Source organism: Rhodococcus sp. KB6 (genome assembly GCF_001445685.1).
In the GTDB taxonomy this organism is placed as follows: Bacteria; Actinomycetota; Actinomycetes; order Mycobacteriales; family Mycobacteriaceae; genus Rhodococcus_F; species Rhodococcus_F qingshengii.
Genome location: NZ_LNAK01000112.1, coordinates 209,043 through 235,692, shown reverse-complemented (window position 1 = coordinate 235,692; position 26,650 = coordinate 209,043). Strand labels below are relative to the sequence as shown.

Annotated in this window: 25 protein-coding genes; 15 read left to right on the top strand and 10 right to left on the bottom strand. The window is 62.7% G+C overall.

Annotated features, from left to right (window positions below; all coding sequences use genetic code 11):
* Window positions 1-35: 35 nt before the first annotated feature.
* The 4 genes from ASU23_RS16230 to ASU23_RS16215 form a co-directional block, all read right to left on the bottom strand.
* Entirely contained in the window at window positions 36-1,760 is a 1,725-nt protein-coding gene (locus ASU23_RS16230; protein WP_156423165.1) for an ABC transporter ATP-binding protein, read from the bottom strand.
* 5 nt (window positions 1,761-1,765) lie between these two features.
* Window positions 1,766-2,722 carry an ABC transporter permease gene (locus ASU23_RS16225; RefSeq protein ID WP_019746638.1) on the bottom strand — a complete coding sequence of 319 codons (957 nt, stop codon included), beginning with the start codon at window positions 2,720-2,722 and terminating at the stop codon, window positions 1,766-1,768.
* Entirely contained in the window at window positions 2,715-3,641 is a 927-nt protein-coding gene (locus ASU23_RS16220) for an ABC transporter permease (RefSeq protein WP_019746637.1), read from the bottom strand. Before ASU23_RS16220 ends, ASU23_RS16225 begins: the two co-directional genes overlap by 8 nt.
* A 125-nt stretch (window positions 3,642-3,766) precedes the next feature.
* Entirely contained in the window at window positions 3,767-5,383 is a 1,617-nt protein-coding gene (locus ASU23_RS16215) for an ABC transporter substrate-binding protein (RefSeq protein WP_007732431.1), read from the bottom strand.
* Window positions 5,384-5,747: 364 nt separating this feature from the next.
* On the opposite strand from ASU23_RS16215, the gene acs reads away from it, so the two are divergent.
* Window positions 5,748-7,679 carry an acetate--CoA ligase gene (acs, locus tag ASU23_RS16210; RefSeq protein ID WP_050655293.1) on the top strand — a complete coding sequence of 644 codons (1,932 nt, stop codon included), beginning with the start codon at window positions 5,748-5,750 and terminating at the stop codon, window positions 7,677-7,679.
* A gap of 37 nt (window positions 7,680-7,716) precedes the next feature.
* Here acs and ASU23_RS16205 read toward each other — a convergent pair whose 3' ends face one another.
* Entirely contained in the window at window positions 7,717-8,142 is a 426-nt protein-coding gene (locus ASU23_RS16205; RefSeq protein ID WP_003946121.1) for a MarR family transcriptional regulator, read from the bottom strand.
* Window positions 8,143-8,249: 107 nt separating this feature from the next.
* Between ASU23_RS16205 and ASU23_RS16200 the strand changes: the two genes are divergently transcribed.
* The 5 genes from ASU23_RS16200 to ASU23_RS16180 all read left to right on the top strand — a co-directional run bounded on the left by ASU23_RS16200 (window position 8,250) and on the right by ASU23_RS16180 (window position 14,025).
* On the top strand, window positions 8,250-9,329 hold the full coding sequence (locus tag ASU23_RS16200; RefSeq protein WP_058038255.1) for a substrate-binding domain-containing protein: 1,080 nt from the start codon (window positions 8,250-8,252) through the stop codon (window positions 9,327-9,329).
* A 121-nt stretch (window positions 9,330-9,450) separates the two neighbouring features.
* Window positions 9,451-10,071 (top strand): AmiS/UreI family transporter, encoded by a 621-nt coding sequence (locus ASU23_RS16195; RefSeq protein WP_003946099.1) that lies wholly within the window; start codon window positions 9,451-9,453, stop codon window positions 10,069-10,071.
* 26 nt (window positions 10,072-10,097) lie between these two features.
* On the top strand, window positions 10,098-11,135 hold the full coding sequence (locus tag ASU23_RS16190) for an aliphatic amidase (protein ID WP_058038254.1): 1,038 nt from the start codon (window positions 10,098-10,100) through the stop codon (window positions 11,133-11,135).
* A 10-nt stretch (window positions 11,136-11,145) separates the two neighbouring features.
* The gene (locus ASU23_RS16185) at window positions 11,146-12,204 is read left to right on the top strand and encodes an AAA family ATPase (RefSeq protein WP_007732419.1); all 1,059 of its coding nucleotides are present in this window, start codon (window positions 11,146-11,148) and stop codon (window positions 12,202-12,204) included.
* A 135-nt stretch (window positions 12,205-12,339) separates the two neighbouring features.
* On the top strand, window positions 12,340-14,025 hold the full coding sequence (locus tag ASU23_RS16180) for a cytosine permease (RefSeq protein WP_042446692.1): 1,686 nt from the start codon (window positions 12,340-12,342) through the stop codon (window positions 14,023-14,025).
* 55 nt (window positions 14,026-14,080) lie between these two features.
* On the opposite strand, the gene ASU23_RS16175 is transcribed toward ASU23_RS16180, so the two are convergent.
* Window positions 14,081-15,472, bottom strand: a complete 1,392-nt coding sequence (locus ASU23_RS16175; protein ID WP_003946096.1) for an MFS transporter — start codon at window positions 15,470-15,472, stop codon at window positions 14,081-14,083.
* 257 nt (window positions 15,473-15,729) lie between these two features.
* Between ASU23_RS16175 and nhaA the strand changes: the two genes are divergently transcribed.
* The 3 genes from nhaA to ASU23_RS16160 are packed head-to-tail and all read left to right on the top strand — an operon-like array spanning window position 15,730 to window position 18,437.
* Window positions 15,730-16,980 carry a Na+/H+ antiporter NhaA gene (nhaA, locus tag ASU23_RS16170; protein WP_039973295.1) on the top strand — a complete coding sequence of 417 codons (1,251 nt, stop codon included), beginning with the start codon at window positions 15,730-15,732 and terminating at the stop codon, window positions 16,978-16,980.
* Window positions 16,977-17,486 carry a phage holin family protein gene (locus ASU23_RS16165; RefSeq protein ID WP_007732413.1) on the top strand — a complete coding sequence of 170 codons (510 nt, stop codon included), beginning with the start codon at window positions 16,977-16,979 and terminating at the stop codon, window positions 17,484-17,486. Before nhaA ends, ASU23_RS16165 begins: the two co-directional genes overlap by 4 nt.
* Window positions 17,487-17,501: 15 nt before the next feature.
* Complete coding sequence (locus ASU23_RS16160; protein ID WP_007732412.1) at window positions 17,502-18,437, top strand: alpha/beta fold hydrolase; 936 nt, start codon at window positions 17,502-17,504, stop codon at window positions 18,435-18,437.
* Between the two features lie 3 nt (window positions 18,438-18,440).
* Here ASU23_RS16160 and ASU23_RS16155 read toward each other — a convergent pair whose 3' ends face one another.
* From ASU23_RS16155 to nth, 4 genes are read right to left on the bottom strand one after another with little or no spacing between them, the layout of a single operon-like run.
* Complete coding sequence (locus ASU23_RS16155) at window positions 18,441-19,631, bottom strand: MarP family serine protease (RefSeq protein WP_003946095.1); 1,191 nt, start codon at window positions 19,629-19,631, stop codon at window positions 18,441-18,443.
* A complete protein-coding gene (locus tag ASU23_RS16150) occupies window positions 19,628-20,347 on the bottom strand; it encodes a CoA pyrophosphatase (protein ID WP_058038253.1) in 720 nt (239 codons plus the stop codon). The genes ASU23_RS16155 and ASU23_RS16150 overlap by 4 nt, the downstream gene beginning before the upstream one ends.
* On the bottom strand, window positions 20,344-20,997 hold the full coding sequence (locus tag ASU23_RS16145; RefSeq protein ID WP_003943500.1) for a TlpA disulfide reductase family protein: 654 nt from the start codon (window positions 20,995-20,997) through the stop codon (window positions 20,344-20,346). Before ASU23_RS16145 ends, ASU23_RS16150 begins: the two co-directional genes overlap by 4 nt.
* A gap of 6 nt (window positions 20,998-21,003) precedes the next feature.
* Window positions 21,004-21,789 (bottom strand): endonuclease III, encoded by a 786-nt coding sequence (gene nth, locus ASU23_RS16140; protein WP_003943471.1) that lies wholly within the window; start codon window positions 21,787-21,789, stop codon window positions 21,004-21,006.
* A gap of 80 nt (window positions 21,790-21,869) precedes the next feature.
* Here nth and ASU23_RS16135 point away from each other — a divergent pair, with 80 nt between their 5' ends.
* From ASU23_RS16135 to ASU23_RS16110, 6 genes are all read left to right on the top strand, one after another.
* Window positions 21,870-22,142 (top strand): hypothetical protein, encoded by a 273-nt coding sequence (locus ASU23_RS16135; protein WP_019746620.1) that lies wholly within the window; start codon window positions 21,870-21,872, stop codon window positions 22,140-22,142.
* Between the two features lie 255 nt (window positions 22,143-22,397).
* Entirely contained in the window at window positions 22,398-23,072 is a 675-nt protein-coding gene (locus ASU23_RS16130) for a Crp/Fnr family transcriptional regulator (protein ID WP_003943506.1), read from the top strand.
* 129 nt (window positions 23,073-23,201) lie between these two features.
* A complete protein-coding gene (locus tag ASU23_RS16125) occupies window positions 23,202-23,672 on the top strand; it encodes a nuclear transport factor 2 family protein (protein WP_007732407.1) in 471 nt (156 codons plus the stop codon).
* A gap of 15 nt (window positions 23,673-23,687) precedes the next feature.
* Window positions 23,688-24,248 (top strand): TetR/AcrR family transcriptional regulator, encoded by a 561-nt coding sequence (locus tag ASU23_RS16120; protein WP_042446684.1) that lies wholly within the window; start codon window positions 23,688-23,690, stop codon window positions 24,246-24,248.
* An 85-nt stretch (window positions 24,249-24,333) separates the two neighbouring features.
* Entirely contained in the window at window positions 24,334-25,626 is a 1,293-nt protein-coding gene (locus ASU23_RS16115; RefSeq protein WP_058038252.1) for a carboxylesterase family protein, read from the top strand.
* Window positions 25,627-25,676: 50 nt separating this feature from the next.
* A complete protein-coding gene (locus tag ASU23_RS16110; RefSeq protein ID WP_003943516.1) occupies window positions 25,677-26,603 on the top strand; it encodes a LysR substrate-binding domain-containing protein in 927 nt (308 codons plus the stop codon).
* The last annotated feature ends 47 nt before the right edge of the window (window positions 26,604-26,650 follow it).

Below are 26,650 nucleotides of genomic sequence, written 5' to 3'. Positions count from 1 at the left end.
AGCCCCTCTGCGGACTTGCCTACCTACCTGTTGCGTCAGCTTCCCAGCTTGATGGACCCACCGGGAATCGCGTCGAGCAACTTGCGGGTGTAGTCCTGTTGCGGATTACCGAACACGTCGTCGATCGGTGCCGATTCGACGATCGAGCCACGCGACATCACCAACACGTTGTCCGCGATCTGACGAACCACGGCCAGGTCGTGCGTGATGAAGAGGTACGTCAACCCGAACTCTGCCTGCAGGTCGTTGAGCAGGGTCAAGATCTGATCCTGCACGAGCACGTCGAGAGCGGAGACCGCCTCGTCGCAGATCACGACCTCCGGTTGCAAGGCCAACGCTCGCGCGATGGCGACGCGCTGACGCTGTCCACCGGAGAGTTCGTTCGGGAACCGACGCATGACCGACTGCGGTAGACCCACCTTGTCGAGAAGTTCGCGGACGCGAGCCTCACGCTCGGCTTTGGTCCCGACCTTGTGGGTACGCAGCGGCTCCTCGATCGTGCGGTAGATCGAGTACATCGGGTCGAGTGTGCCGTAGGGGTTCTGGAAGATCGGCTGCACTCGTCGACGGAACGCAAATGTTTCCTTCGCACCGAGATTCGCCACGTCCTGACCGTCGAAGACCACGTTGCCTGCAGTGGGCTCGAGCAGACCGAGGACCATCTGTGCGACCGTCGACTTACCGGAACCCGATTCGCCGACGATTGCAGTCGTGGTTCCGCGGCGGACCTTGAAGGACACGTCGTTCACGGCTGTGAAGTCGGTGGTCTTGCGGAAACCCTTGCGCAGCTTGAACACCTTGGTCAGATGATCGACGACAAGAACGTCGTCGGTCACCTTGCCGAAGGACTCTGCCGCACTTTCCTCGGCCTTGACCGCTTCGGCGACCTCTTCCGCCTGTTCGCGAATCTCGGCGCGCGCCACCGACGAGCTGAGCCGCTTCGACGCCAACGACGGCGCAGCCGCGACCAGCTTCTGCGTGTACGGATGCTGCGGGCGCTTCAGAATCTCCAGTGCCGGACCGGATTCGACGATACGACCCTTGCTCATCACGATCAGATGCTCGGCGCGCTCGGCGGCCAGGCCAAGATCGTGAGTGATGAGCAGAACGGCGGTGCCGAGTTCCGTAGTCAGACCGTCGAGGTGGTCGAGAATCTGACGCTGGACGGTGACGTCGAGCGCCGACGTCGGCTCGTCCGCGATCAGGAGCTTCGGACGAGCGGACAACCCGATCGCGATGAGTGCGCGCTGACGCATACCGCCCGAGAACTCGTGCGGGTACTGCCCCAACCGGCTCTCGGCTTCGGCGAGTCCTGCCTCCTCGAGCAGTTCGGCGGCCCGAACCTTGGCTGCCTTGCCCTTGGCGATCCCGTTGGCGGCCAGTGCTTCCTCGATCTGGAAGCCCACTTTCCACACGGGATTCAGATTCGACATCGGGTCCTGCGGAACCAAACCGATCTGGCTTCCCCGGATGTGGACGAAGTCCTTCTCCGAGACCTTCGAGATGTCCTTGCCGTCGAAGATGATCTCGCCTGCCGTCACCTTGCCGGTGCCGGGAAGCAGATTGATGATCGAGTGGGCGGTGGTGGACTTACCCGAACCCGATTCGCCGACGATCGCGACCGTCTGACCCGGGTAGACGGTCAGGCTGACGCCTCGAACTGCCGGAACCGGACCGGAATTGGACTGGAAAGACACCTCGAGATCACGAATCTCGAGCAACGGAGTTTCCTCCGAGGTGAGAGTTTCCTTGGTGGTCATCGTGCTCACCGCTTCCGCGACTTGGGATCGAGGGCGTCGCGCAGAGCGTCACCCATCATGATGAATCCGAGAACGGTGATCGCCAAAGCCGTTGCCGGGTAGAACAGAATGGTCGAACCCTGACGCAGCGTCACCTGAGCGTTGCTGATGTCGCCGCCCCACGAAACCTCGGTGGACGGAAGACCGATACCGAGGAAGGACAGCGTCGCCTCGGCAACGATGTACGTACCGAGCGAGATGGTGGCCACCACGATGATGGGCGCCAACGAGTTCGGGATGACGTGGCGGATCAGTGTCTTGAGCTTCGAGACACCCAACGCTTCCGAAGCCATGACGTAATCGTTGTTCTTCGCCGAGATCACCGCGCCTCGAGCGATTCTTGCCATCTGCGGCCAGCCGAAGAGCGCCAGCACGCCGACGACGGTCCAGATGGTGCGATCGGTGAACAGCTGCATCAGGACGATGGCAGCCAGGATCAGCGGGATGCCGAAGAAGATGTCGGCGACACGGGAGAGGATCGAATCGGTCCATCCGCCGTAGAAACCGGACAGCGCACCGAAGATCACGCCGATCACCAGCACCGACGCCGTGACGCCGACGCCCACGAGTACGGATGCGCGAGCACCGTAGATGGTGCGCGAGTACACGTCACAGCCCTGGCGGTCGAAACCGAACCAGTGCCCTGAGGTCGGCCCCTGCATGCTGTAGGTCAGGTCGCAGAACCGCGGATCGGTGCTCGTGAACAAGCTCGGAAACGCTGCGATGACGATGACCGCGAGGATGATGATCGTCGAGATGATGAACAGGGGGCGCTTGCGTAGGTCGCGCCACGCATCGGTCCACATGCTGGTCGGCGCCTGATCGAGTTTGACGGCGTCCGTCTCCCCCGGTGCCGCAACTTCGGGCGGTGCCACGAAATGACTTTGCCGGACTGCGCGTCCGGTCTTCACGGTCTCAGACATAGCGGATCCTCGGATCGAGCGCGGCGTACAAGAGGTCGACGAGCAGATTCGCGATCAGGTAGATCACGATCAGGATGGTGACGAACGAAACCACCGTCGGCGCTTCACCTCTGGTCACGGCCTGGTAGATCGTGCCGCCGACGCCGTTGATGTTGAAGATGCCCTCGGTGACGATGGCGCCGCCCATCAACGTTGCGAGGTCGGCACCCAGGAACGTGACCACGGGGATCAGCGAGTTGCGCAACACGTGCACGCGAACCACTCGTCCACGGGAAAGTCCCTTGGCGGTAGCGGTGCGGACGTAATCGGCAGTCAGATTCTCCGCCACGGACGTTCGGGTCAGTCGCAGTACGTACGCAAACGAGACCGAACCCAGAACCAGGGCAGGGAGCAGGAGATTGGTGAAGCTGGTGTTGCCACCGACCGTCGGCGGGACGATGCCCCATTTGACGCCGATGAAGAACTGAGCCAGGAAGCCGATCACGAAGATCGGGATGGCGATGAGAACGAGGCTGAACAGCAGGACGGTGCTGTCGAAGAATCCGCCCTTACGCAGGCCGGCGATGAGGCCGAAGCCGACACCGAAGACGGTCTCGACGATCAGTGCCATGAAGGCAAGTTTCATCGTGATCGGAAATGCCTGTGCCAGAACTTCACTGACAGGTCGTCCGGAGAACGACGTGCCGAAGTCCAGCGTGAAGATGCCCTTCAGGTACAGCAGGTACTGCTGATAGAAGGGGAGATCGAGGTGGTAGCGCTCCCGAAGCTGTGCTGCCACAGCCGGACTGAGCGCCTTGTCGCCCGCCAACGCGGCAATCGGATCACCGGGAAGCAGGAAGACCATGGCGTAGATCAGAAGAGTGGCCCCGAGAAAAACCGGGATCATTTGAAGCACTCGGCGACCGATGTACCAGAGCATCGGATCACCTCCTTGTCGATGATCGTGTACGTCAGCGGACAGTCCGGTGTGAACACGAGTTCGGGACGGCAGGCAGGGCGCCTGCCGCCCCGAACTCACGTTTCAGATGCGGATCGTTCTACGCGTCAGTTCTTTTCGATGTCTTCGTAGACCGGAACACCGTTCCAGCTGATGGTCACGTTGGAAACGTTCTCCGACCATCCACTGGCAGCGTTGCGGTACCACGTCGGAACTGCGGGCAGGTCCTTGAGCAGGACTTCCTGGGCCTGATCGAGCAGTTCCTGAGCCTTCGCCTGATCGGTCTGGCCGGCCGATTCGCGCAGGAGGCGGTCGAACTCGGGGTTGGAGTACTCACCGTCGTTGGAGCTGCCGCCGGTCTGGTAGTTCTGCGCCAGGAAGCCGTACTGCTGCGGGTAGTCGCCCTGCCAACCGGAGCGGAAAGAGCTCTGGATGGTGCGGTCGGTGGCTTCGGTGCGGATCTGAGCGAAGGTGGCGTACTGCTTGCCCTTTGCGTCGATACCGAGGGTGTTGCGGATGCTGTTCGCCGTGGCATCGACCCATTCCTGGTGTCCGCCGTCGGAGTTGTAGGCGATCTCGAAGCTGCCGGACCACGGTGCGATGGCGTCGGCCTTGGCCCAAGCAGCCTTGGCCGCCTCGGGATCGAACTTCACGTTGCTGTTACCGGTCAGCGAGTCGTTCCAGCCCTTGATTGCGGGGCTGGTGAAGTCGAGTGCAGGCGTCCTGGTCTTGTTGAAGATCTGCTGGGTGATCTGATCGCGGTTGATCGCCATCGAGATCGCCTGACGGCGGAGCATGCCCTCTTCGCCGCTGAAGTGCGGCAGGCGACCCGGGATCGTGAACGTCTCGATGGTTGCCGACGGCTGGTTGACGGTGCGTCCGGGCAGGTCCGACTCGAAGGTCGTGACGGCGCTCGGCGGAACCTGGTCGAGAACGTCGACGTTGTTGGCCAGGAGATCGGTGTACGCCGTGTCGAGGCTGTTGTACATGATGAAGTCGACGCCGGCGTTCTTCGGCTTACGGTTGCCGTTGTAGTCCGGGTTCACGACGGTGTCGATGCGGACGTTGTGCTGCCACGCGCCGGTTCCGTCGAGCTTGTACGGGCCGTTGCCGATCGGGTTCTCACCGAAGGCGGTCATGTCCTTGAACGCGACCTCGGGCAGCGGGTAGTACGCCGTGAAGCCGAGGCGATCGGGGAACGCCGACTCGGGCTGCTTGAGTTCGATGGTGAAGGTGGAGTCGTCCACAACCTTCAGACCCGACATGGTCTGTGCCGTCGGAACCTCGGCGGCAACTTCGTCGTAGCCCTTGATCGGATCGAAGAACGATGCCTGAAGCTGAGCGTTGGTGGAGAGGGCGCCGTAGTTCCACGCGTCGACGAACGACTTCGCGGTGACGGGGGTGCCGTCCGTGAAGGTCCAACCGTCCTTGAGCTTGACGGTGAAGTTCTGACCGTCGGTGCTCTCGATGGACTCGGCAACCTCGTTCTCCGTACCGCCGTCTGCGGTGTACGAAACGAGACCGGAGAACAGCGAGTCGAGGACGCGGCCGCCCATGTTCTCACTCGTGTTCGTGGGGATCAACGGGTTCTGAGGCTCGCCCGCCCAGGCGTTGACGACGCCACTGGACGATCCGCCCGACGAATCGCCGGACGAACATGCCGTGATCAGCACTGCCGTCATTCCGAGCGCGACCGCGCCCGTCGCTATGCGTGAGATACGCAAAGGAATTCCTTCCACATCTAAGTGACCCCGAGCATGCTCGCGGCCTGCCGACAGCCGTAACTGCCGGCGTCGTGTCGCCTACAACTGAAAGTGAACGTGACTTCGAGTTGTGGTCGAATAATGGTTTGACAATAGACACATCCGACGCGGGGCGCGCATCGCACCCATTGTCCGCAATTCCGAGGGAAATCTGTCCGCGCCCATTCACTCGTCGGCGGAAGCGACCACCCGTCGCATCAATTCGACCGATCGTCGCAGGACAATGGGTTGCAACGTGATGCAACGGTGCGTTTACGCGAGCTTGTGACTACCCTCACACGGAGTCAGAAAAGTGTCGATCAAAGTGGAAAGAAGGCCGTCAGCCATGACAAGCGCAGCCGAAACAGACGTCCCCCAGGCATATCCGCCGAGCGCAGAGTTCGCTGCGGCCGCCAACGCGGGACCGGAGTTGCAGGCTGCCGCAGATACCGACCGCCTCGCTTTCTGGGCGAATCAGGCTGAGCGCCTTCACTGGCACGAGAAATGGACCGACGTCCTCGACTGGACCGACGCCCCCGTCGCCAAGTGGTTCGTCGGCGGAAAACTCAACGTCGCCTACAACTGCGTCGACCGCCACGTCCTCGCCGGCAACGGCGACCGCATCGCCATCCACTTCGAAGGCGAACCAGGCGATTCCCGCGACCTGACCTACAACGACCTCCTCGCCGAAGTCAGCCGCGCCGCAAATACTTTCACCGACCTCGGCCTCGTCGCCGGTGATCGCGTAGCGATCTACATGCCGATGATCCCCGAAGCGATCGTCACCATGCTCGCCTGCGCCCGCCTCGGCCTGACCCACTCGGTCGTCTTCGCCGGATTCTCCGCCACCGCCCTACGCTCGCGCATCGACGACGCCCAAGCCAAACTCGTCGTCACCGTCGACGGCCAGTGGCGACGCGGCGCCGCAGCACCTATCAAAACAGCGGTCGACGAATCCGTCGCCGGCGCCGAATCCGTCCAGAACGTGTTGGTGGTCAACCGGACCGGCATCGACGTCGACTGGACCGACGGCCGCGACCTGTGGTGGCACGAAACCGTCGCACAGGCCTCACCCGAGCACGAGGCGCAGGCCTTCGACGCCGAGCATCCCCTGTTCATTCTCTACACCTCCGGCACCACCGGAAAGCCCAAGGGCATCATCCACACCTCCGGCGGCTACCTCACCCAGGCCTCGTACACCCACCACAACGTCTTCGATCACAAAGCGGGACAAGACGTCTACTGGTGCACCGCCGACATCGGCTGGGTCACCGGACACTCCTACATCGTCTACGGACCCCTCTCGAACGGCGTCACCCAGGTCGTCTACGAAGGCACCCCCAACTCCCCGAACGAGCACCGCCACTTCGACATCATCGAGAAGTACGGCGTCTCCATCTACTACACCGCACCCACCCTCGTGCGCACGTTCATGAAGTGGGGCCGCGAGATCCCCGACGCCCACGACCTGTCCTCGATCCGCCTCCTCGGATCTGTGGGCGAGCCCATCAACCCCGAAGCGTGGCGCTGGTTCCGAGAGGTCATCGGCGGCAACAAAGCCCCCATCGTCGACACCTGGTGGCAGACCGAGACCGGCGCGATCATGATCTCCCCACTCCCCGGTATCACCGCCACCAAACCCGGATCCGCCATGGCACCACTGCCCGGTATCTCCGCGAAGATCGTCGACGACGACGCCAAGCCCCTCGGCCCCGGCGGCAACGGCTACCTCGTCCTCGACGAGCCGTGGCCGGCGATGCTCCGCGGCATCTGGGGCGACATGGACCGCTACCGCGACACCTACTGGTCCCGCTACGCCGAAGAAGGCTGGTACTTCGCCGGTGACGGCGCCAAGTACGACGACGACGGCGCACTCTGGGTCCTCGGCCGCGTCGACGACGTCATGAACGTCTCCGGTCACCGCATCTCCACCTCCGAGGTGGAATCAGCACTGGTGAACCATCACGGAGTCGCCGAAGCCGCCGTCGTCGGTGCCGCCGACGAGACCACCGGACAGGGCATCGTCGCGTTCGTCATCCTCCGTGAAGGCGTCGAGAACACCGGCGACGTCCTCATCGCCGAACTCAAGGCTCAGGTCTCCACCGACATCAGCCCCATCGCCAAACCGCGTCAGATCACGATCGTGCCGGAACTGCCGAAGACCCGGTCCGGCAAGATCATGCGCCGCCTCCTGCGCGACGTCGCCGAAGGCCGCGACCTCGGAGACACCTCGACCCTGGTCGACCCCAAGGTATTCGACGCCATCCGCGGCAAGTAGGGCCTTCGGCCCCTGTGCGCCTTTTTGGTAGTCCCCACTACCGGAAAGGCACACAGGGGCGAAGCCCCTCTCGCAACTTCACTTCCTCTTTCGGCGTCAGCCAGGACTCCTCGGCTACGCGGATGTCTGCGGCAACCCGTTTGTGCAAGGACTTTCCGCGCGAGGAGAGAAACACGCGTACCTTCCGGCGATCGTCCTCACCGACCTCGCGATAGATGAGCGCAAGCGAGACCAACTTGTCCGCAACTCGCGTCAGCGTCGGAGCCGGTGTTCCCGTTCGATCGCGCAGCTCAGCCATCGTCAGCCCCTCGGTCGACGCCAGGGCTTCGAGCGTCATCCAGTGATCGAGAGTGAGATTCTCTGCCGCCAGCGCTTTCTCCGCTGCTGCCGCGGCCATTCGAGCTGCTCGGACCAGCGCGGTCGTCAGCGAAGCATCAAGAATTCCGGAGTCACTTTTTCCCACTGATCGCTCCCCCGCTGTTGCGCAGTTCACACTTCTCGGGCAATACTTTCAAATGAAATGATAGTAACCCAGGCCAGGCCGCTGACTTCCGATTCCGGCGGCGACGCATGATCGCTACCGGCGCGCTCGAACGCGCGCGCAGCGCGGTGTGGCGCCTGGGCATGGTGGTTCCCCTCCAGGGACCGGCCGGACTGTTCGGTCCGTCGTGTGAGGCGATCAGCGAATTGGCCGCCCGCGACCTCAACAACTCCGGCGGCGTGCTGGGACGCGAAGTCCAGATCGAAGTGATCGACGGCGGCGCTTCGCCGAGCGTCGTCGCAGCCCGCGTGCAACAGCTACTCGACGCAGGTGACATCGACGCCGTCAGCGGTTGGCACATCTCCTCGGTCCGGCACGCACTCGCACCGGTGGCCGCAGGCCGTATTCCGTACTCGTACACCTCGCTCTACGAGGGCGGCGAGGTCCGACCAGGGATCTACTGTTCAGGCGAAACACCACGGCAGCAGATCGCGCCGGCACTGAAGTGGCTGCGCGACAACGTCGGAGCGCGCAAGTGGTTCGTCGTCGGCGACGACTACATCTGGCCGCACAGCTCGCTCGGGGCCGTGAGGCAATTCGCCACCGAACTCGACCTCACCCTGGTCGGCGGTTCGTTTGTCGATCTGGGGCGCGGCAACATGAAGCAGTTGGTCGAGACCGTCTCGAGCTCCGGTTGCGACGGCGTGATCATGCTCCTCGTCGGACAGGACGCCGTCGACTTCAACCGAGCCTTCGCCCGCCGAGGCCTTGACGAGTCGATGATCCGGTTCAGCCCGTTGATGGAAGAGAACATGCTGCTCGCGAGCGGGCCGAGGGCAACCCGCAACCTGTTTGCCTCCGCCGCGTACTTCCGTTCGATGGTCGACGGCAACTCCATGGATCTTCTCGGGCGCTACATCGCACTGCACGGCGCGCACGCTCCGGCGCTGAACAATGCCGCCGAGTCGTGTTATGAAGGGATACATACCCTTTCGGCCCTGGTGCGGCGCGCCGACAGCACACATCCGCGCGACCTGGACGCCGTCGTCGAAGGTGCCGCGTACGACGGGCCTCGCGGAACCGTCGAGTTTCGTGATCGTGTTGCACGGCAGAAGATTCAGCTCGCCGTCGCCGACGGACTCGACTTCTCGATCATCGCAACGCTCTGAGATTTTCCCTGAGATCTCCCTCTTGACTTCTGTGGCGCGCATCACTTAGTTTCATTTGGAATCATTTCATTTGAAAGTAACCGTCCCGAAGTAACCGTCCCGAAGTAACCGGAGGTGCCCGATGGGCAGTGTTGGTTTGCTTTACGTGGGAGCCGTCCTCTTCGTCAACGGACTGATGCTGCTCGGCACAGTTCCCGTTCGATCCGCCTCGGTCCTCAACCTCTTCGTCGGCGCACTTCAATGCGTCGTCCCCACCGTCATGTTGATTCAGGCTCAGGGAGATTCGAGTGCCGTCCTGGCGGCCTCAGGGCTCTATCTGTTCGGATTCACCTATCTCTACGTGGGCATCAGCAATCTCGCCGGCTTCGAGCCGGAAGGAATCGGGTGGTTCTCGCTGTTCGTCGCGTGCGCCGCGCTCGTGTACTCCTTCCTCTCTTTCACAGTGAGCAACGACCCCGTCTTCGGAGTCATCTGGCTCGCATGGGCAGCGCTGTGGACGCTGTTCTTCCTGGTACTCGGGCTCGGCCGCGAGAATCTCAGTCGCTTCACCGGCTGGGCGGCGGTCCTTCTGAGCCAGCCCACGTGCACGGTCCCCGCATTTCTGATCCTGACCGACAACTTCCACACCACACCCGCCGTCGCGGCCGGTTGGGCCGGAGCGCTTCTGGTTCTCCTGGGCCTGGCCAAGATCCTCGCTGCACCCAAAACCGCAGTACCCCAATCCCGTCCAGTCTTCAACTGATCGACACAACCAAGGAGTGAAAGACAATGCGACACGGTGACATCTCCTCGAGCAACGACACGGTCGGCGTAGCAGTAGTCAACTACAAGATGCCCCGCCTGCACGATCGCGACGGCGTCCTCGAGAACGCGCGCAAGATCGCCGACATGATGATCGGCATGAAGACCGGCCTCCCCGGAATGGATCTGGTGGTCTTCCCCGAATACTCCACGCAGGGAATCATGTACAACGAAGAGGAGATGTACGCGACAGCAGCCACCATCCCGGGCGACGAGACCGCGATCTTCTCCGCAGCGTGCCGCGAAGCCGACACGTGGGGAATCTTCTCCATCACCGGCGAACAGCACGAAGACCACCCGAACAAGCCCCCGTACAACACGTTGATCCTCATCGACAACAAGGGCGAGATCGTTCAGAGGTACCGAAAGATCCTGCCCTGGTGCCCCATCGAAGGGTGGTACCCGGGAGACACGACGTATGTCACCGAAGGCCCGAAGGGGCTGAAGATCTCGCTCATCATCTGCGACGACGGCAACTACCCGGAGATCTGGCGCGACTGCGCGATGAAGGGTGCAGAACTGATCGTCCGTTGCCAGGGATACATGTACCCCGCCAAGGACCAGCAGGTGATGATGTCCAAGGCAATGGCCTGGGCCAACAATTGTTATGTGGCAGTTGCCAATGCGGCCGGATTCGACGGCGTCTACTCCTACTTCGGACACTCCGCGATCATCGGATTCGACGGCCGGACGCTGGGTGAAACCGGCGAAGAAGAATACGGAATCCAGTACGCGCAGCTTTCCGTCTCAGCCATTCGCGACGCACGCGAGAACGATCAGTCCCAGAACCACATCTTCAAACTCCTCCATCGCGGCTACTCCGGTGTCCACGCAGCAGGTGACGGAGACAAGGGCGTCGCGGACTGCCCGTTCGAGTTTTACAAGCTGTGGGTCACCGACGCCCAGAAGGCTCAGGAACGCGTCGAGGCCATCACCCGAGACACAGTGGGTGTAGCGGATTGTCGCGTCGGAAACCTGCCGGTCGAGAAGACAATCGAAGCGTAAGGATCTCACTGTGCCTTATATCACCGACATGCTCCATGACCGGAACAGTGCAGCAGCACCACCGCCGGCCGAGGAACGAACCGAACCCGTACCGGTCGGGGCCTTCGACGCTCGCAAGCTCTCGAAAGCCCTGAGTTCCAAGATCGTCGGACAACAGGCCGCCGTCGACGCAGTGGTTCGTGCGATTTCGATCGCGCATGTCGGTGCCACGGATCCGACGCGTCCGCTCGCCAACATCCTTCTCGTTGGCCCGACCGGCGTCGGCAAGACGGAATTGGTGCGGCGCGTGGCCGCAGAACTACGGTCAGGACCCGATGATCTGTGCCGCATCGACATGAATGCTCTTGCGCAAGAGCATTATGCGGCGTCGTTCTCCGGGGCTCCACCTGGATATGCCGGTAGCAAGGAGTCCTTCACGCTGTTCGACAAGAACACCGTCGAGGGCGATCCGTACACCCCCGGAATCGTCCTGTTCGACGAAGTGGAGAAGGCCGACCCCACCGTGCTGCGTGCGCTCCTGCAGGTCCTCGACAACGGCGAACTCCGGTTGGCGAACGGTCAGCAGAAGATCTCGTTCCGCAACAGCTACGTGTTCCTGACCTCGAATCTCGGCTCTGCTGCGGTGGCAGAACGTCGGCGATCTCACCTGCGGCAGCTCGCCGATCGCGTCCGGATCGATCGACCGCGCCATGGTCATCATCTGGTGCAACGCGCGTTGGAGAAGTTCTTCGACCCCGAATTCTTCAACCGCATCGACGAAACCGTGATCCTCGACGAGTTCGACGAACAGACCGCGGAACAAGTGACCCGTCTCGAGATCGAACTGATCACGACTCGGTTGGCCAGGAGAGGCATCGACGTCGAGGTGGAGGACAGCGCCGTCGCCCTGTTGCAACGGCGCGGGTTCGACCCGGTGTACGGAGCACGTGGCCTGCGCCGGACCATCCGGAACGTCTTGGCCGACCCGGTGGCCGCCGCCGTTCTCGACCTTCGGCCGGTCGGGACGCAGCCACTCGCCTTGCAGGCGCGGGCAGTTGGTGATCAGATACAGGTAAAGAAAGTCCCATGAGTGCTCGCTCACGTTGCGGATCGAATCCGCAACGTGGGCGACACATTTCAAACATGTCCGCGTAACGCCACCTCCCTAGGTTGGGTGCCTGCACCACAAAGTGCACATGCACAGGCACCCAGGGGAAGTGACGTCATGACAGCAGTGAACGAGCAGGTGTCCGCCGGCGCACCGGACAGGGCAGATCTCGGTGAGAATGCCGCACTGAAGGAGACTCTGGAGGACTACACCCTCCGATTTGCGCCACGCAGCTACCGCAAATGGGGAACCGGCGTCGTCGCTACCTCCGCGCTCGGCGGAATCGCGTATCTCGCAGACTTCTCGATCGGCGCCAACATCGGCATCTCGTACGGCACCGGTAACGCATTGCTGGGCATCGCCGTGTTTGCCGTCGTCATCATGGCGACCGGCTTCCCACTCGCCTACTATGCCGCGCGATACAATATCGACCTCGATTTGATCACTCGCGGAAGCGGTTTCGGCTACTACGGCTCGGTGGTCACCAACGTCATCTTCGCGACGTTCACCTTCATCTTCTTCGCGCTCGAAGGTTCCATCATGGCCCAGGGTTTGAAACTGGGGCTCGGGATACCACTCTCGATCGGCTACGCGGTCTCGACCCTGATGGTCATTCCACTGGTCATCTACGGAATGAAGGCTCTGGCAAAGCTCCAAGTGTGGACGACGCCTCTGTGGCTCGTCATGATGGTGCTGCCGTTCCTGTATCTGCTGTTCAAGCACCCTGATTCGGTGAGCGCGTTCTTCGCCTTCGGCGGTGAGGACGGCGCAAACGGCAAGGGCGTCAACTTCGGATCGGTGATGCTGGCCGCGGGTGTCTGCTTGTCGCTGATCGCACAGATCGCCGAGCAGATCGACTACCTGCGCTTCATGCCGCCCAAGACGCCGGAAAACACCCGTCGTTGGTGGGCTGCAGTAATTCTCGCCGGCCCCGGCTGGGTGATCTTCGGCGCGTTCAAGCAGATCGTCGGACTGTTCCTCGCCGTGTACATCATCGCGAACGTCGTCGACGGATCCTCGATCGCCAACCAGCCCGTGCACCAGTTCCTCGAGATCTACCAGGACATGATGCCGCACTGGCTGGCCATGACGCTGGCCGTGATCCTCGTGGTCATCAGCCAGATCAAGATCAACGTCACCAACGCGTACTCCGGCTCACTGGCCTGGACCAACTCGTATACCCGCGTCACCAAGACCTACCCCGGACGCATGGTCTTCGTTCTGGTCAACCTGGCGATCGCACTGATCTTGATGGAAGCCAACATGTTCGACTTCCTCAACACGATCCTGGGCTTCTACGCCAACTGCGGTATCGCCTGGGTCGTGGTCGTCGCCTCGGACATCGCGATCAACAAGTACTGGTTGAAGCTCTCCCCGAAAGTCCCCGAGTTCCGACGCGGGATGCTCTACGACGTCAACCCCGTCGGCTTCGTGTCGATGCTGCTGGCCGCGGGCATTTCGATCCTGGTGTTCTTCGGTGCTTTCGGTTCGGCGATCAAGCCGTTCTCCCCGATCGTCGCAATCGTCATCGCGCTGGTGATGCCGCCGGTCCTGGCCGTCGCCACCAAGGGAAAGTACTACCTACGACGCACCGACGACGGCATCGATCTGCCGATGTTCGACGAGTACGGGAACCCCTCCGGTGAAACGCTTCTGTGCTGCGTCAGCGGAATCGAATTCGAGCGTCCCGACATGCTCGCGTCGAACGTGCCCGGTCCGAACGGCGAGAAGCAGTACATCAGCTCCCTGGCCTTGAGCACCGACAAGACCGGTGAGCACGTCCTGCCTGCTCAGCTTCCCTGACAACTGCTGTGCGCCTTTATTAACCGCCGGGGGTTAATAAAGGCGCACAGCAGGGTTATGCCCCTACATCGTCGAGCGACTCACCCTTCGTCTCACGCATGACCAGCAGCGCGACAAAAGTCAGCGTCGCCGCTACGAGAAGATAGATGCCGACCCAACCGACGCCGTAGTTCTTCGCGAGGTAGACGGCGATGAACGGCGCCACCGCTGCGCCCAGAATACTGGCCGTGTTGTACGCGATTCCCGAGCCCGTGTAGCGGACGTTGGTCGGGAAGAGTTCCGGGAGAACGGCACTCATCGGGCCGAAGGTCAGGCCCATGAGCAGCATGCCCACGATGAGGAACGCCAACATGCGACCGTCGTTCATTCCGTCCGGTTCGAGGAAGACACCGAAGGTCAAGCCGAACACCATGATCAGACCGGTGATGATCAGCAAGGTGATACGACGCCCGTAACGGTCGGCGAGCCAACCCGAGACCGGCACGGCGGCAGCGAAGAACACGACTGCGATCAACTGCAGGACAAGGAAATCGGTGTACTTGAAGCCCGCACCGGTTCCACCGTCGGCCGGCGTCTTGCCGGTTCCGTGGCTGAGAACCCAGGTGGTCATGATGTAGAACAGCGTGTACGTCGCGAGCATCACGAACGTACCGATGATCAGCTGACGCCAGCTGGTCTTGAATACCTCGGCGACCGGAGTCTTGACCTTCTCGCCGCGCTCGACTGCACGCGCGAACACCGGGGTTTCCTCGAGCTTGAGCCGGACGTACAGGCCGATCATCACCATGATTGCGCTGAGCAGGAACGGAATTCGCCATCCCCAGCTCAGGAAGGCACCCTCGAGGTCCGGGCTGGAATTGTCGTGATTCATGAACAACGTGATGATCAGGAACAGTCCGTTGGCCATGAAGAAGCCGATGGGCGCACCGAGTTGCGGCCACATCGCCGCCCAGGCCCGCTTGCCTTCCTTGGCTGTCTCGGTCGCGAGCAGCGCCGCACCCGACCATTCGCCGCCGAGTCCGAGGCCCTGGCAGAAACGCATGAGCGCCAACAGCGCCGGGGCCAGTAGACCGATCTGGTGATAGGTGGGCAGCAGTCCGATGAGGAAGGTCGCGATGCCCATCGTCAGCAGCGAGCCGACCAGAGTTGCCTTGCGTCCGACGCGGTCACCGAAGTGTCCGAAGAGAATCGAGCCGAGGGGACGGGCGACAAACGCGAGTCCGAACGTCGCCAACGACGCGAGAAGCGCGGTGGTGTCGTTGCCCTTCGGGAAGAACAGGTGCGGGAACACCGATACTGCCGCTGTTGCATAGATGTAGAAGTCGTAGAACTCGATGGACGTACCCACCATGCTGGCGACCACGATTCGGCTGCGCGGCACTCCGGCGACGGTATCTGCGTCGCCGCCCTCCGGCTTGGGTGGATTCTCACTGACTGACGTGCTCAAAACATGCTCCTGCGCCGTTATACGAAAGATGTCCAATTGGTGGGATAGTGTCCCAATCAGTAGGAATTGAACACCCGCGGGGTTTTCCGACGCAAATTCGGTTCGCGAATTCGGCTCAGCGGGCAATCCGCGATAAAATTCCGTAAAGGTGAGCCGGGAAGTCTGGTCGGCACGTGCATTCGATGCGTCACAACGTCGATCACGTTCATGTCTGTTGCATCCGAATTCGGTTGCACGAACAAAGGTCGTCCCCACGCGTGATCTCCACCCTGCGTTCCGAACTGTCCCGCTACCTCCGCACCGAAACGGTGGGCGGATCGATCCTCCTGATCGCTGCCGCCCTCGCTCTGATCTGGGTGAACTCTCCTTTCGGTGAGAGCTACATCGCACTACGTGACTTCCAGATCGGTCCGTCCGCACTCCATCTCGACCTCAGCTTGGGCACGTGGGCGCAGGACGGACTGCTTGCCGTCTTCTTCTTCGTCGCCGGCCTCGAACTCAAACGTGAACTGGTGGTCGGCGAACTCGCGGACCGCAAAGCCGCGATGCTCCCGATCATCGCGGCGTGCGGCGGCGTCCTGGTCCCCGCGATCATCGCGGCGTCCATCGGTTTCGGCACGCCCGGCATGGACAAGGGCTGGGCCATTCCCGTCGCGACGGACATCGCTTTTGCCCTCGGTGTGCTCGCGCTGACCGGCTCGAAGATCCCGGCGAGCGCCCGAGTTTTCCTGCTCAGCCTGGCCGTCGTCGACGATCTGCTCGCGATCATCCTCATCGCCGTACTGTTCACCGGTTCCCTCGCGATGTTGTGGCTGCTGACCGCGGCCGCAGCCCTGGCTGCCTACGCCTACGCCCAACACAAACGCATCACGACGCCGTTCCTCTACGTCCCGCTGGCACTACTGACCTGGTACGCGATGCACGAAGCGGGGATACACGCCACACTCGCGGGCGTCGCGCTCGGCTTACTCACCCGGGTGAGGCGCGATCCGGACGAGGAGTACGCGCCCGGTAGCCGTCTCGAGCACCGTATTCAGCCCTACTCTGCAGGCTTCTGTGTCCCCGTCTTCGCACTGTTCGCCTCCGGTGTTCCGATCAACGCGGCGGTGCTCGGCGACATTTTCACCGACCCAGTCGGGCAATCGGTTGTCGTCGGTCTTCTGGTCGGCAAAACCGTCGGAATCTTCGGAATTTCCCTGCTCGCGATCAAATTGGGGATAGCAACCAAACCCAAGACACTGGAATTGAGAGACATGTTTGCCCTCTCAGTTCTCGGTGGCATCGGGTTCACCGTTAGCCTGCTTGTAGCAGACCTCGCATTGGACGGGGTCGGCGATGGTAGCGAGGCCGAGATAGCGAAGGCCGCAGTTCTCGTGACATCGTTGGTGGCATCGCTGATCGGATCAGCGCTGCTGTGGCGACGTGGACGAGTTCATGCGGCTCGAGACGACGCTTCCACCGCCATTGCCACGGACGCGAGAGAACTACCTGGAGAGGTCGACAAGTGAGCTTGACCAACGGAGAGAGCCAGCGCTTCACCGGAGATGGAGTACCGAACACGGTCTCTTCCATCCCTCTCACCGATGTGGACGCCCGCACGCCGGGCGAGGCCACCATCGGGGCCCTCGTCAAGGACGCGACCGCACAGGTCTCCACCCTCGTGCGCGCCGAGGTCGAACTTGCCAAGGCCGAGGTGACGGGCGAGGTCAAGAAGGGTCTGCAGGGCAGCGTCTTCTTCATCCTGGCCTTCACGGTTCTGCTGTTCAGCTCGTTCTTCTTCTTTTTCTTCCTGGCCGAGATGCTCGACACCTGGGTGCCGCGCTGGCTGGCGTTCCTCATCGTCTTCCTGATCATGGTGGTGACCACCGCGATTCTGGCGCTGCTCGGTTATCTGCGCGTGCGCAAGCTGAGGGCTCCGGAGAAGACGATCGAATCGCTCAAGCAGGCCAAGAACGTCATCCCCGGCAGCCATGACGACGCAAAGCCGTCTGTCGATTTCAACGCGCGCCGGTAGCGAGTCTGATCGAAAGTGGCAGCCCCAGATCCATCCACCGTCAGGTTCGACGGCCCCTGGATTCACCGGGACATTCACGCCAACGGCATCCGGTTTCACGTCGTCGAGGTAGGCGACGCGGAGCCGGATGCTCCGTTGGTGGTCCTGTTGCACGGATTCGCCGATTTCTGGTGGTCCTGGCGCCATCAGTTGACGGCACTGTCGGAGCAGGGATTCCGCGTCGTCGCCATGGATCTTCGTGGGTACGGCGATTCCGACAAGCCCCCTCGCGGCTACGACGGTTGGACGCTCGCCGGTGACGTAGCCGGCCTCATTCGTGCGATGGGTTACGGCAAGGCCACGCTGATCGGTCATGCCGACGGCGGGTTGGTGTGCTGGGCGACCGCGCTCCTGCATCCACGCCTGGTGCGGTCGATCGCGCTGATCTCGTCTCCACACCCGATGGCGCTCAAGAAAGCAGTCGTCCGCGACCCCTATCAGCGCCGCGCGCTTTTGCCCTCGTTCCTGGCCTATCAGGTACCGCTACGCCCGGAACGTCGGTTGACGGCCGACAACGGCGCCGAAGTGGAGCGTCTGGTTCGCTCGCGGTCCGGCCCCACCTGGCCGCAGCAACCCGAATTCGCAGACGTCATGAGCAAGATGCGGTCCGCGATCCGGATCCCGGGCGTCGCGCATTCCACGTTGGAGTACCAGCGTTGGGCCTTCCGCAGCCAGCTCCGCCCCGAGGGCCGACGTTTCATGCGTTTGATGGATCAGGTTCTTCGCATTCCGATTGTCCAGATTCACGGCGAACTCGACCCGTACGTGCTCACCCGTACCGTGCGTCGCGACAAGCACTGGGCTCCCGGCGAGAAACTGCGCACCATTGCCGGAGTCGGTCATTACGCGCATCAGGAAGCCCCCGAGCGCGTCAATCGCGAACTCGGGGACTTCCTCCTTACGGAGAAGTGACCGCTACAGGATGCACGCGCCCGTCGGTACGGGCGTCGATGCCGAGGCAGCCGCGTTCAACTGGCGCGAGACTTCCTGCGCGGTGAGGACGAATCCGGTGTCACTGTCGTCGACGGCAGCACCGAACACGACGCCGAGGACCCGCCCCTGATCATCGACCATCGGTCCACCCGAGTTGCCCTGCCGGATGGATCCGCGGACGGTGTAGACCTCACGCTGGGTGGTTCCGGCCTTGTAGATGTCCGGCCCGTTCAGGTTGAGGACCTCACGAACGCGGGCTGCGCTGGCCGTGTACGGACCACCGCCGGGGTAGCCGAGCACCAACGCGTTGTCACCGGTCCGAGCCTGCTCCGGAGCGAACGGCAGCACCGGCGCGTCCAATCCGGGAACCGCCAGAATCGCGATGTCCACGGCGGAGTCGAAGAGAACCACCTGCGCGGGCAGTGCGCCTTCCATGGTGTCCACGGTGATGCTCTCGGTTCCGGCAACCACGTGGGCGTTGGTCATGACGCGTTCGGGGGCGACGATGAATCCGGATCCCTCGAGCGCGCGCTGGCAACTCGGTGCTACGCCGTTGATGCGGAGAACACTCGGACGCAACTGCGCCGCCAACGGACTGGCGAGAACGCTCGCGTCGGGTGCTTCGACCTCGGTGATGGGCGTGCGCCCGAACGGGCCGATGACGTCAGGCAGGCCGGAGGTGTCGAGCAGCGCCGAGAACTCGGTCGGGATGCGGCGCAGCCACTGCGGCGCCACTTCGTCCACGCTGGCGAGAACGTCCGAACCACGAACAGCGGCGGCAATATTCGGCTGCGACGAGGAAGTGAGCGGAATCGCGAGCAACCACGCCGCGACCACGACAGCCACCGCCTGTAGACCCGCACCGATGACGCTGTCGACGGATCGCGCCGTCGGACTGTGCATTCCGCTGCGCGCCGCGCGTCCGAGCACCATGCCGGCGACCTCGCCGATGATGACCAACACGACGATCAGCGAGATGCCCGCGAGGATGCGCAGCTTGCCTTCGGTGACGTGCACGAGCAGGTGCGGCGCCAACAGAATCCCGGCGACGGCACCGAGGATCACGCCGACGAACGCCAGCGCCGACGCCACCGCGCCCTGACGCCATCCGGACGTGGCCGCGATGAGGGCGACCAGAACGATGGCGATGTCCACCCAACGAGAACCTGTCATCGCGGCACCGCCGAATCCTCGACACCTTCACCGAACTCGGACAGCGCTGTGTCCAGGTCTCTCACGTCCTCGTAATTCCACGGAATCTCCCAGCCCGACACCGTGAACAGCGCCGCGAGGATTCCTGCTGTGAACCCCCAGACCAGCATGCCGTCGGCGCGGAACGCCGGGCCCTGGTATCCGAGGGGATGTCGAACCTGAAACCGGTTGTCTGGGTCGAGCAACGTGCGCAGCGGCACCCTGGCCACCCGTCCGACCTCGCCCTCGTCCTGAATGCCCACCGTCGTCGGCTGCTCCCAGTAGCCGAGCACCGGCGTCACGTCGAAACCCGACGGCGGGATGAAGATCTCCGGCAGCACGGTGAGCGGCTGAACTCCGCTCGGATCGAGCCCGGTCTCCTCCTGCGCTTCACGCAGCGCGGTGCCGATGGGGCCGTCGTCGCCCGGATCGGCGGCACCGCCGGGGAATGCGACCTGTCCGCTGTGCTGACGCATCGTCGACGCCCGTTGGGTCAGCAGGACGTCTGCGCCCTCCGGCAAGCCGCCGACGGCGAGAGGGTCGGCCTCACGCGGTCCGCCGAAGAGCACGAGCACCGCGGCCGGACGCGTCACGGTGCCGCGCGGCGCGCGACGCTCGAGGACGGGGTTGATCCGATGGGGATCGGTGGGCTGGGTGCTGGCGACAGCGCGCAACCACTCGGGAACCGGTGTGCTCATACGACGACTCCCAGATATTGCGCCGCAGCGGCGGCGATCTCGTCCGCACTGCGGAAGGGTTGGGGCAAGACCTTGGCGACTGTTCCATCCGCGCGCACGAGCACCGACACCGGCAGCACCGGCGGTGCGCCCACTGCGATCCGTACCTTGCCGTCACCGTCCTGGACGCCGGGCAAACGCACCGAGTAGTCGATGAGTCGCGTCAAAGCGTTCTCCTGATTCGGATCCGAATGCACGGTCAGCACGTTGATGCTGCCGTCGGCGCGCTCCGCGAATTCCTGAAGGTACGGAAGCTCTTCGGCGCATGGCGCGCACCAGTACGCCCACAGATTGAGCAGAGTCGGCTTTCCGCCCACCGCTGCGGCAAGGTCGACGGGCGCTCCGTCGGAGACGCAGTCGAGGGTGATTCCGGCGAGAGCCGAGCCGGCAGGCGCTTCGCCGGTCGGAGTCGGGCAGGAGGCCAGAGCCGCCTGGCTACGGAGTTGATCGAGCGATTCCGACGACGGAGTGAACGTCGGCGGCTGATACGCGGACGAGGACGGGCCCGTCGAGGTGGGCGTCGTGTCGTCTCCTCCGCGCGGCCAGATCGCCACGACGAGAGCCGCGACGACCACGAGCGCAGCGAGAGACCATCTTCCGGCACTTGTCATCGGTGATCACAACCCTGCCAGGGCGAGCAGATGATCGGTCTCGGGGCCTTTCACCAGGGCCGCGGCCTCGGTTTTGTCGGTCGGGCCGAGACCGTACGACGGGCAGTCCTTGGCCAGAACACACACACCGCATGCGGGCTTGCGCGCGTGGCAGACCCGTCGGCCGTGAAAGATCACGCGATGCGAGAGCAGAGTCCATTCCTTACGTTCGATCAGTGCCCCGACGGCGTGTTCCACCTTGACGGCATCTTCTTCCTCGGTCCACTTCCACCGACGCACGAGCCGACCGAAGTGGGTGTCGACGGTGATTCCCGGAATGTCGAAGGCATTGCCCAGCACGACGTTCGCGGTCTTGCGTCCGATGCCTGGGAGTTTCACCAGATCTTCGAGCTTGTTCGGGACCTGCCCGTCGTGGCGTTCGAGTAGCGCCTGACCGAGTCCGATCAGCGACGTCGTCTTGTTCCGGTAGAAGCCGGTGGAGCGGATGTACTCCTCGAGTTCGGTCCGATCGGCTTCCGCGTATGCCTTTGCGTCGGGATAACGGGCGAAGAGTGCCGGCGTGACCATGTTGACGCGGACGTCGGTGCATTGCGCCGACAGGATTGTCGCCACTGCCAGTTCCAACGGAGTCGTGAAGTCGAGTTCGCAGTACACGTGTGGGAAAGCCACAGCGAGCTCACGATTCATCCGACGCGCCCGGCGTACCAATCCGAGGTGTGATTCTTCCTTCCGCGCACCCCCCGAACGCGGTTTCTTCCGCTGCTCTGAACTGCCTGTCGGGGTGGTCTGCACTCAGACAACTGTACGGATACGACATGAGTGGAGACTCCGTCGTGTCGATTCTGAGACCTTCGACGTGTTTACTTCCCCCTATGCAAGGACTCGCAGTAATTCTCTTTCCGCTACTGCTTATGCTCTTTGCCCTGGCGATGGAACGAGTCGAAGGGCGATTGCGTCGGCTCTCGGTCCAAGAGCATGAAGTAGAAGACTTCCTCGACCAGGCAAGTCACGACGACGTCGCCCGCCTGGCAAGCGATGGGTTTCCCCATGCGTTCGCCCGCTTCCACCGGAAGCGTAAGGGCCGTCAGTCGGAGGCTCCCGAGAGCGCCAGCCTGGGCGAAATCCGGACACAACGGGCAAGTTGACGGCCATACAAAGTAGTCACCGCAGCGGATTCCGGAAGAATTTTCGGCTCTTACGTGGCATCAATCACTCGTCGCGAGCTAACGGGACGTAGACTTCGATGCCGTACCTGTTGCATTGAACACAGATTGCATTGGACACAGTGTCTCACTCATGAGGGCTGAGCCTGTGTACGACGGTTTGTGCACAGCGAGGGTACAAAGATAGATAGCGCAAAAATGACACCACAAACGAACAAATCCCAACAAGGAGCGCACGTGGACGACGTCCTGGCAAGAGCCGGCATCTTCCAAGGAGTCGAGCCCTCAGCGGTAGCGGCGCTGACAAAGCAGCTGCAGCCCGTCGACTTCCCCCGTGGACATGTCATCTTCAACGAAGGTGAACCCGGTGACCGCCTGTACATCATCGTGTCCGGCAAGGTGAAGATCGGTCGACGCTCACCCGACGGTCGCGAGAATCTGCTGACGATCATGGGCCCGTCCGACATGTTCGGCGAACTGTCCATCTTCGACCCCGGCCCCCGCACCTCGACGGCTACGACCGTCACCGAGGTTCGCGCCGTGAGCATGGACCGCGACGCTCTCAAGGCATGGATCCAGCAGCGCCCCGAGATCGCCGAGCAGCTTCTGCGCGTTCTCGCCCGCCGTCTGCGTCGTACCAACAACACCCTGGCCGACCTGATCTTCACGGACGTTCCCGGCCGTGTCGCCAAGGCGCTCCTGCAGCTCGCGCAGCGCTTCGGCACTCAGGAAGGTGGCGCCCTGCGCGTCACTCACGACCTCACGCAGGAAGAGATCGCCCAGCTCGTCGGCGCTTCCCGCGAGACCGTCAACAAGGCGCTCGCCGATTTCGCACACCGCGGATGGCTTCGCCTCGAAGGCAAGAGCGTCCTGATCTCGGATTCCGAGCGCCTCGCTCGTCGCGCGCGCTAGCTCTTCCTGTTCGACTCTTTCGGCCGCTCCCGCTTCTGTGGGGGCGGCCGAAGTCGTTCACTGGACTCTTGTTGTACCTATCGGTAAAGTCTGTACCGATAGGTACATATCTGATCGAGAGGCCCCGCAATGACCGTCCGAGCACCGATTCCGCCCTTCACTCACGAAACTGCCGTCCAGAAGGTCCGCCTCGCCGAGGACGGATGGAACTCCCGCGACCCGCACAAGGTGTCACTGGCCTACACGCCGGACAGTTGGTGGCGTAATCGGTCGACGTTCGTGACCGGCCGATCCGAGATCGTCGAACTTCTGACCGAGAAGTGGACCCGCGAACTGGACTACCGGTTGATCAAAGAGTTGTGGGCACACAGCGACGACCGCATCGCAGTGCGATTCGCGTACGAGTGGCACGATCACGACGGGCAGTGGTTCCGCTCCTACGGCAACGAGAACTGGGAATTCGACGCCGACGGACTCATGCACCACCGTCATGCCAGCATCAACGACGTTCCCATCGAGGAGTCCGAGCGAAAGTTCTTCTGGGATCCGACCGGACCACGCCCGCACGATCATCCGGGCCTGAGCGAGTTGGGTCTGTGATGAAAGGATGAATCCATGGCCAGACAGGTAGCTGAACGCTCGGACACGATTCCCGCTCTCGCAAACGTGTTTCGAACCTACGGGTTCGACGGAGCAAGCCTGGCCGTCATCACCGAACACACCGGTTTAGGCAAAGGCAGTCTCTACAACTTCTTTCCGCGCGGGAAGGAAGAGATGGCCGAGGCCGTACTCGACGAGGTCGACGGATGGTTTCGCGCCGAAGTCTTCGAACCTCTTCGAGCAGAATCGGTTCCACCGAGGCAGCGCATCCAGAGCATGTTCGCTACCGCGGGCGACTACTTTCGGTCAGGGCAACGCATTTGCCTGTTCGGCGCATTTGCACTCGGTGAAGAGCGAAACCGCTTCGGCGCCAGGGTCCGAACATACTTCGACGAATGGACAGCGGCTCTCGAGGCGGCACTCGTCGGTGCCGAAGATTCCATCGGACTCGCCGAAGAAGCCGTGGCCGGGATCCAAGGGGCGATCGTGATGTCCCGGGCACTGGACGACGGTTCCGTATACAGCCGAGTGACGACGCGACTCGAAGATCGACTGGTACAGGCACTCACGCCGTAACGCATACCGCACGACCACAAAGGCATTTGTGCCGCGGCATCCACCTGGCATGCTCGAAAAAGCATGCACAAGAAGAAAGGAACCCATGCCCTCGTTCGAGACGGTGATCGCATCCACCCCTTCGGGGAAGGTCCGCGGCCGAAAGCGTGACGGTTCCTACTACTTCGGTGCGATCCCCTACGCCAGCGCACCGCGCTTCGAGAAGCCGCGACCGGTGGAACCGTTCTCCGACGTCTTCGACGCCACAGCGCTTGGAACGGTCTTCCCCCAACCACCTTCACGACTCGAACGCATCATGGGGCCACCGCTCCCCGAACCGGGGCACAGCGAGGACAGCTTCACCGTCACCGTCACAACCCCGTCGCTGACCGGTCATCGCCCGGTGATGGTGTGGCTTCACGGTGGCGGGTACTCCAGTGGCGGCGGCTCACTCCCCTGGTACGACGGCGGCGCTTTGTCAGCCGAGGGCGACGTCGTCGTGGTGTCGGTCAACTATCGCGTCGGCGTGCTCGGATACCTCCTCCTCGACGGCGTCAGCGAAGGCAATCTCGGGGTACACGATCAGATCGCGGCGCTCGAGTGGGTGCGCGAGAACATCGAGGCATTCGGCGGCGACCCAGACTCGGTCACCGTATTCGGGCAGTCGGCCGGCGCCCATTCCATTGTGAATCTGTTGAGCAGTAACAACTCTCGAACCCTGTTCCATCGAGCAATTCTGCAGAGCACCCCACGGCCGGACCTCAACTTCACGCAGGCTGCCGCGATCGAGAACGGGGAGACGTTTGCCCGACTGCTCGACGGAGATCCTCGGACCGCGCCGCTCTCCCACATTCTCGACGCATTCCGCGGCACGGCTGTCGAGTTCAGCCGGCGGTCCCCCAATGTCGTGCAACCGCCCTTCGCGCCGATCTCCGAACTGGAACCGGTGATCCGAACTTTCGAAACAGCGCCTGACGTCATCGTGGGATACACCCGAGACGAGGGATCTGCTTTCGTGCGCGACCTAGCGGGAGTACCCGATCCCGAACACGTCGCCGAAAAGGCACTGACACAGAACATGTTTGCCGAACCGGCAATGGAGCTGGCCGAGACCTTCACAGCGGCCGGCGCGTCGGTGTACACGTACCGCTTCGACTGGGCACCGACGGACGACGTCTTCGGAGCAACTCACTGCATAGAACTACCCTTCGTGTTGGGAACCGAGCAGTCCTGGCAGGGCTCACCGATGCTGGGCAGCAGCGACTGGCAGAGCATCGACGCACTGGGCCGTCGGATACGCCGGCACTGGACGTCGTTTGCGCACACGGGAAGTCCGGACAGCAGCGAAACCTGGGAGAAGTACACCTCGTCCCAATCGATCGGAATCACCTTCTCCTGAGCAACTTCGGGCGCCTACCCACCCGGAGAAATCCCGTCTAGGATTGCTCCATGGACATGCCCAAGCTCCTCGACGGGCGACTCAAACTCCGCCATCTCCTGCTCGTCGACGCATTGAGCCGTCAGGGCAGTGTGGTCGGCGCCGCTGCCGCACTTCACATCACGCAACCTGTCGCGACTCGGAGTCTGCACGACATCGAGTCCATTCTCGGCGTCTCGCTCTTCGACCGCGGCCCTCGCGGCATCACCCCGACCATTTTCGGCGAGGCCTTCACAACTCATGCACGGGCCGTGATCGCGCAGCTGACCGAGGCCGGGCGACACGTCGTCGAACTTGCCGACGCCAATCGCGGAACCGTCATCGTGGGAACACATCTCGCCGGATCCAACGTGCTGCTTCCCGGCGCTATCGCGCGCCTGAAGGTTCACCACCCGTTGCTCACCGTCGTCGTGCGCGAAGGTACGCCAGAGCAGTTGCTCACCGATCTGGAAGCGGGCCGAATCGACCTGATCGTCGGCCGGCTCACCTCACCTACCGATGACACCGCGACAAGACGGAACCTCTACGCCGAATCCGTCGAACTCGTCACCCGCGTAGATCACCCGCTCGCTCACCGCGAGGACGTCCAACTCGAAGAACTACGCGGCTTCCCCTGGATCCTTCCCGGGGTCGAGACAGTGCTCCGCCGCGAACTCGAGGAGTTCTTCGCCCGCAACGGCTTGCCGTTGCCCGAAAATCGGGTCGAGGCAACCTCTTTCCTCACCGTGCGTCAGCTACTGGTCGAGACCGACATGATCGCGGTACTACCGAGCCTCATCCCCCGCGACGATGCGCGCTTGACCACCCTGTCCATCACACTCGATCCGATCGGGCACAGCGTCGGCATCACCTCGTCGGCGACTCGCACGTCGAGTCCGTCCGCGCAGGCCCTGATCGCGACGCTGGAGTCCTTTGCAACTGAGCTCATGCGACCGTGAAACGCCGATCGGCCCGTTCCCTCCAGAGGGAACGGGCCGATGTCGGA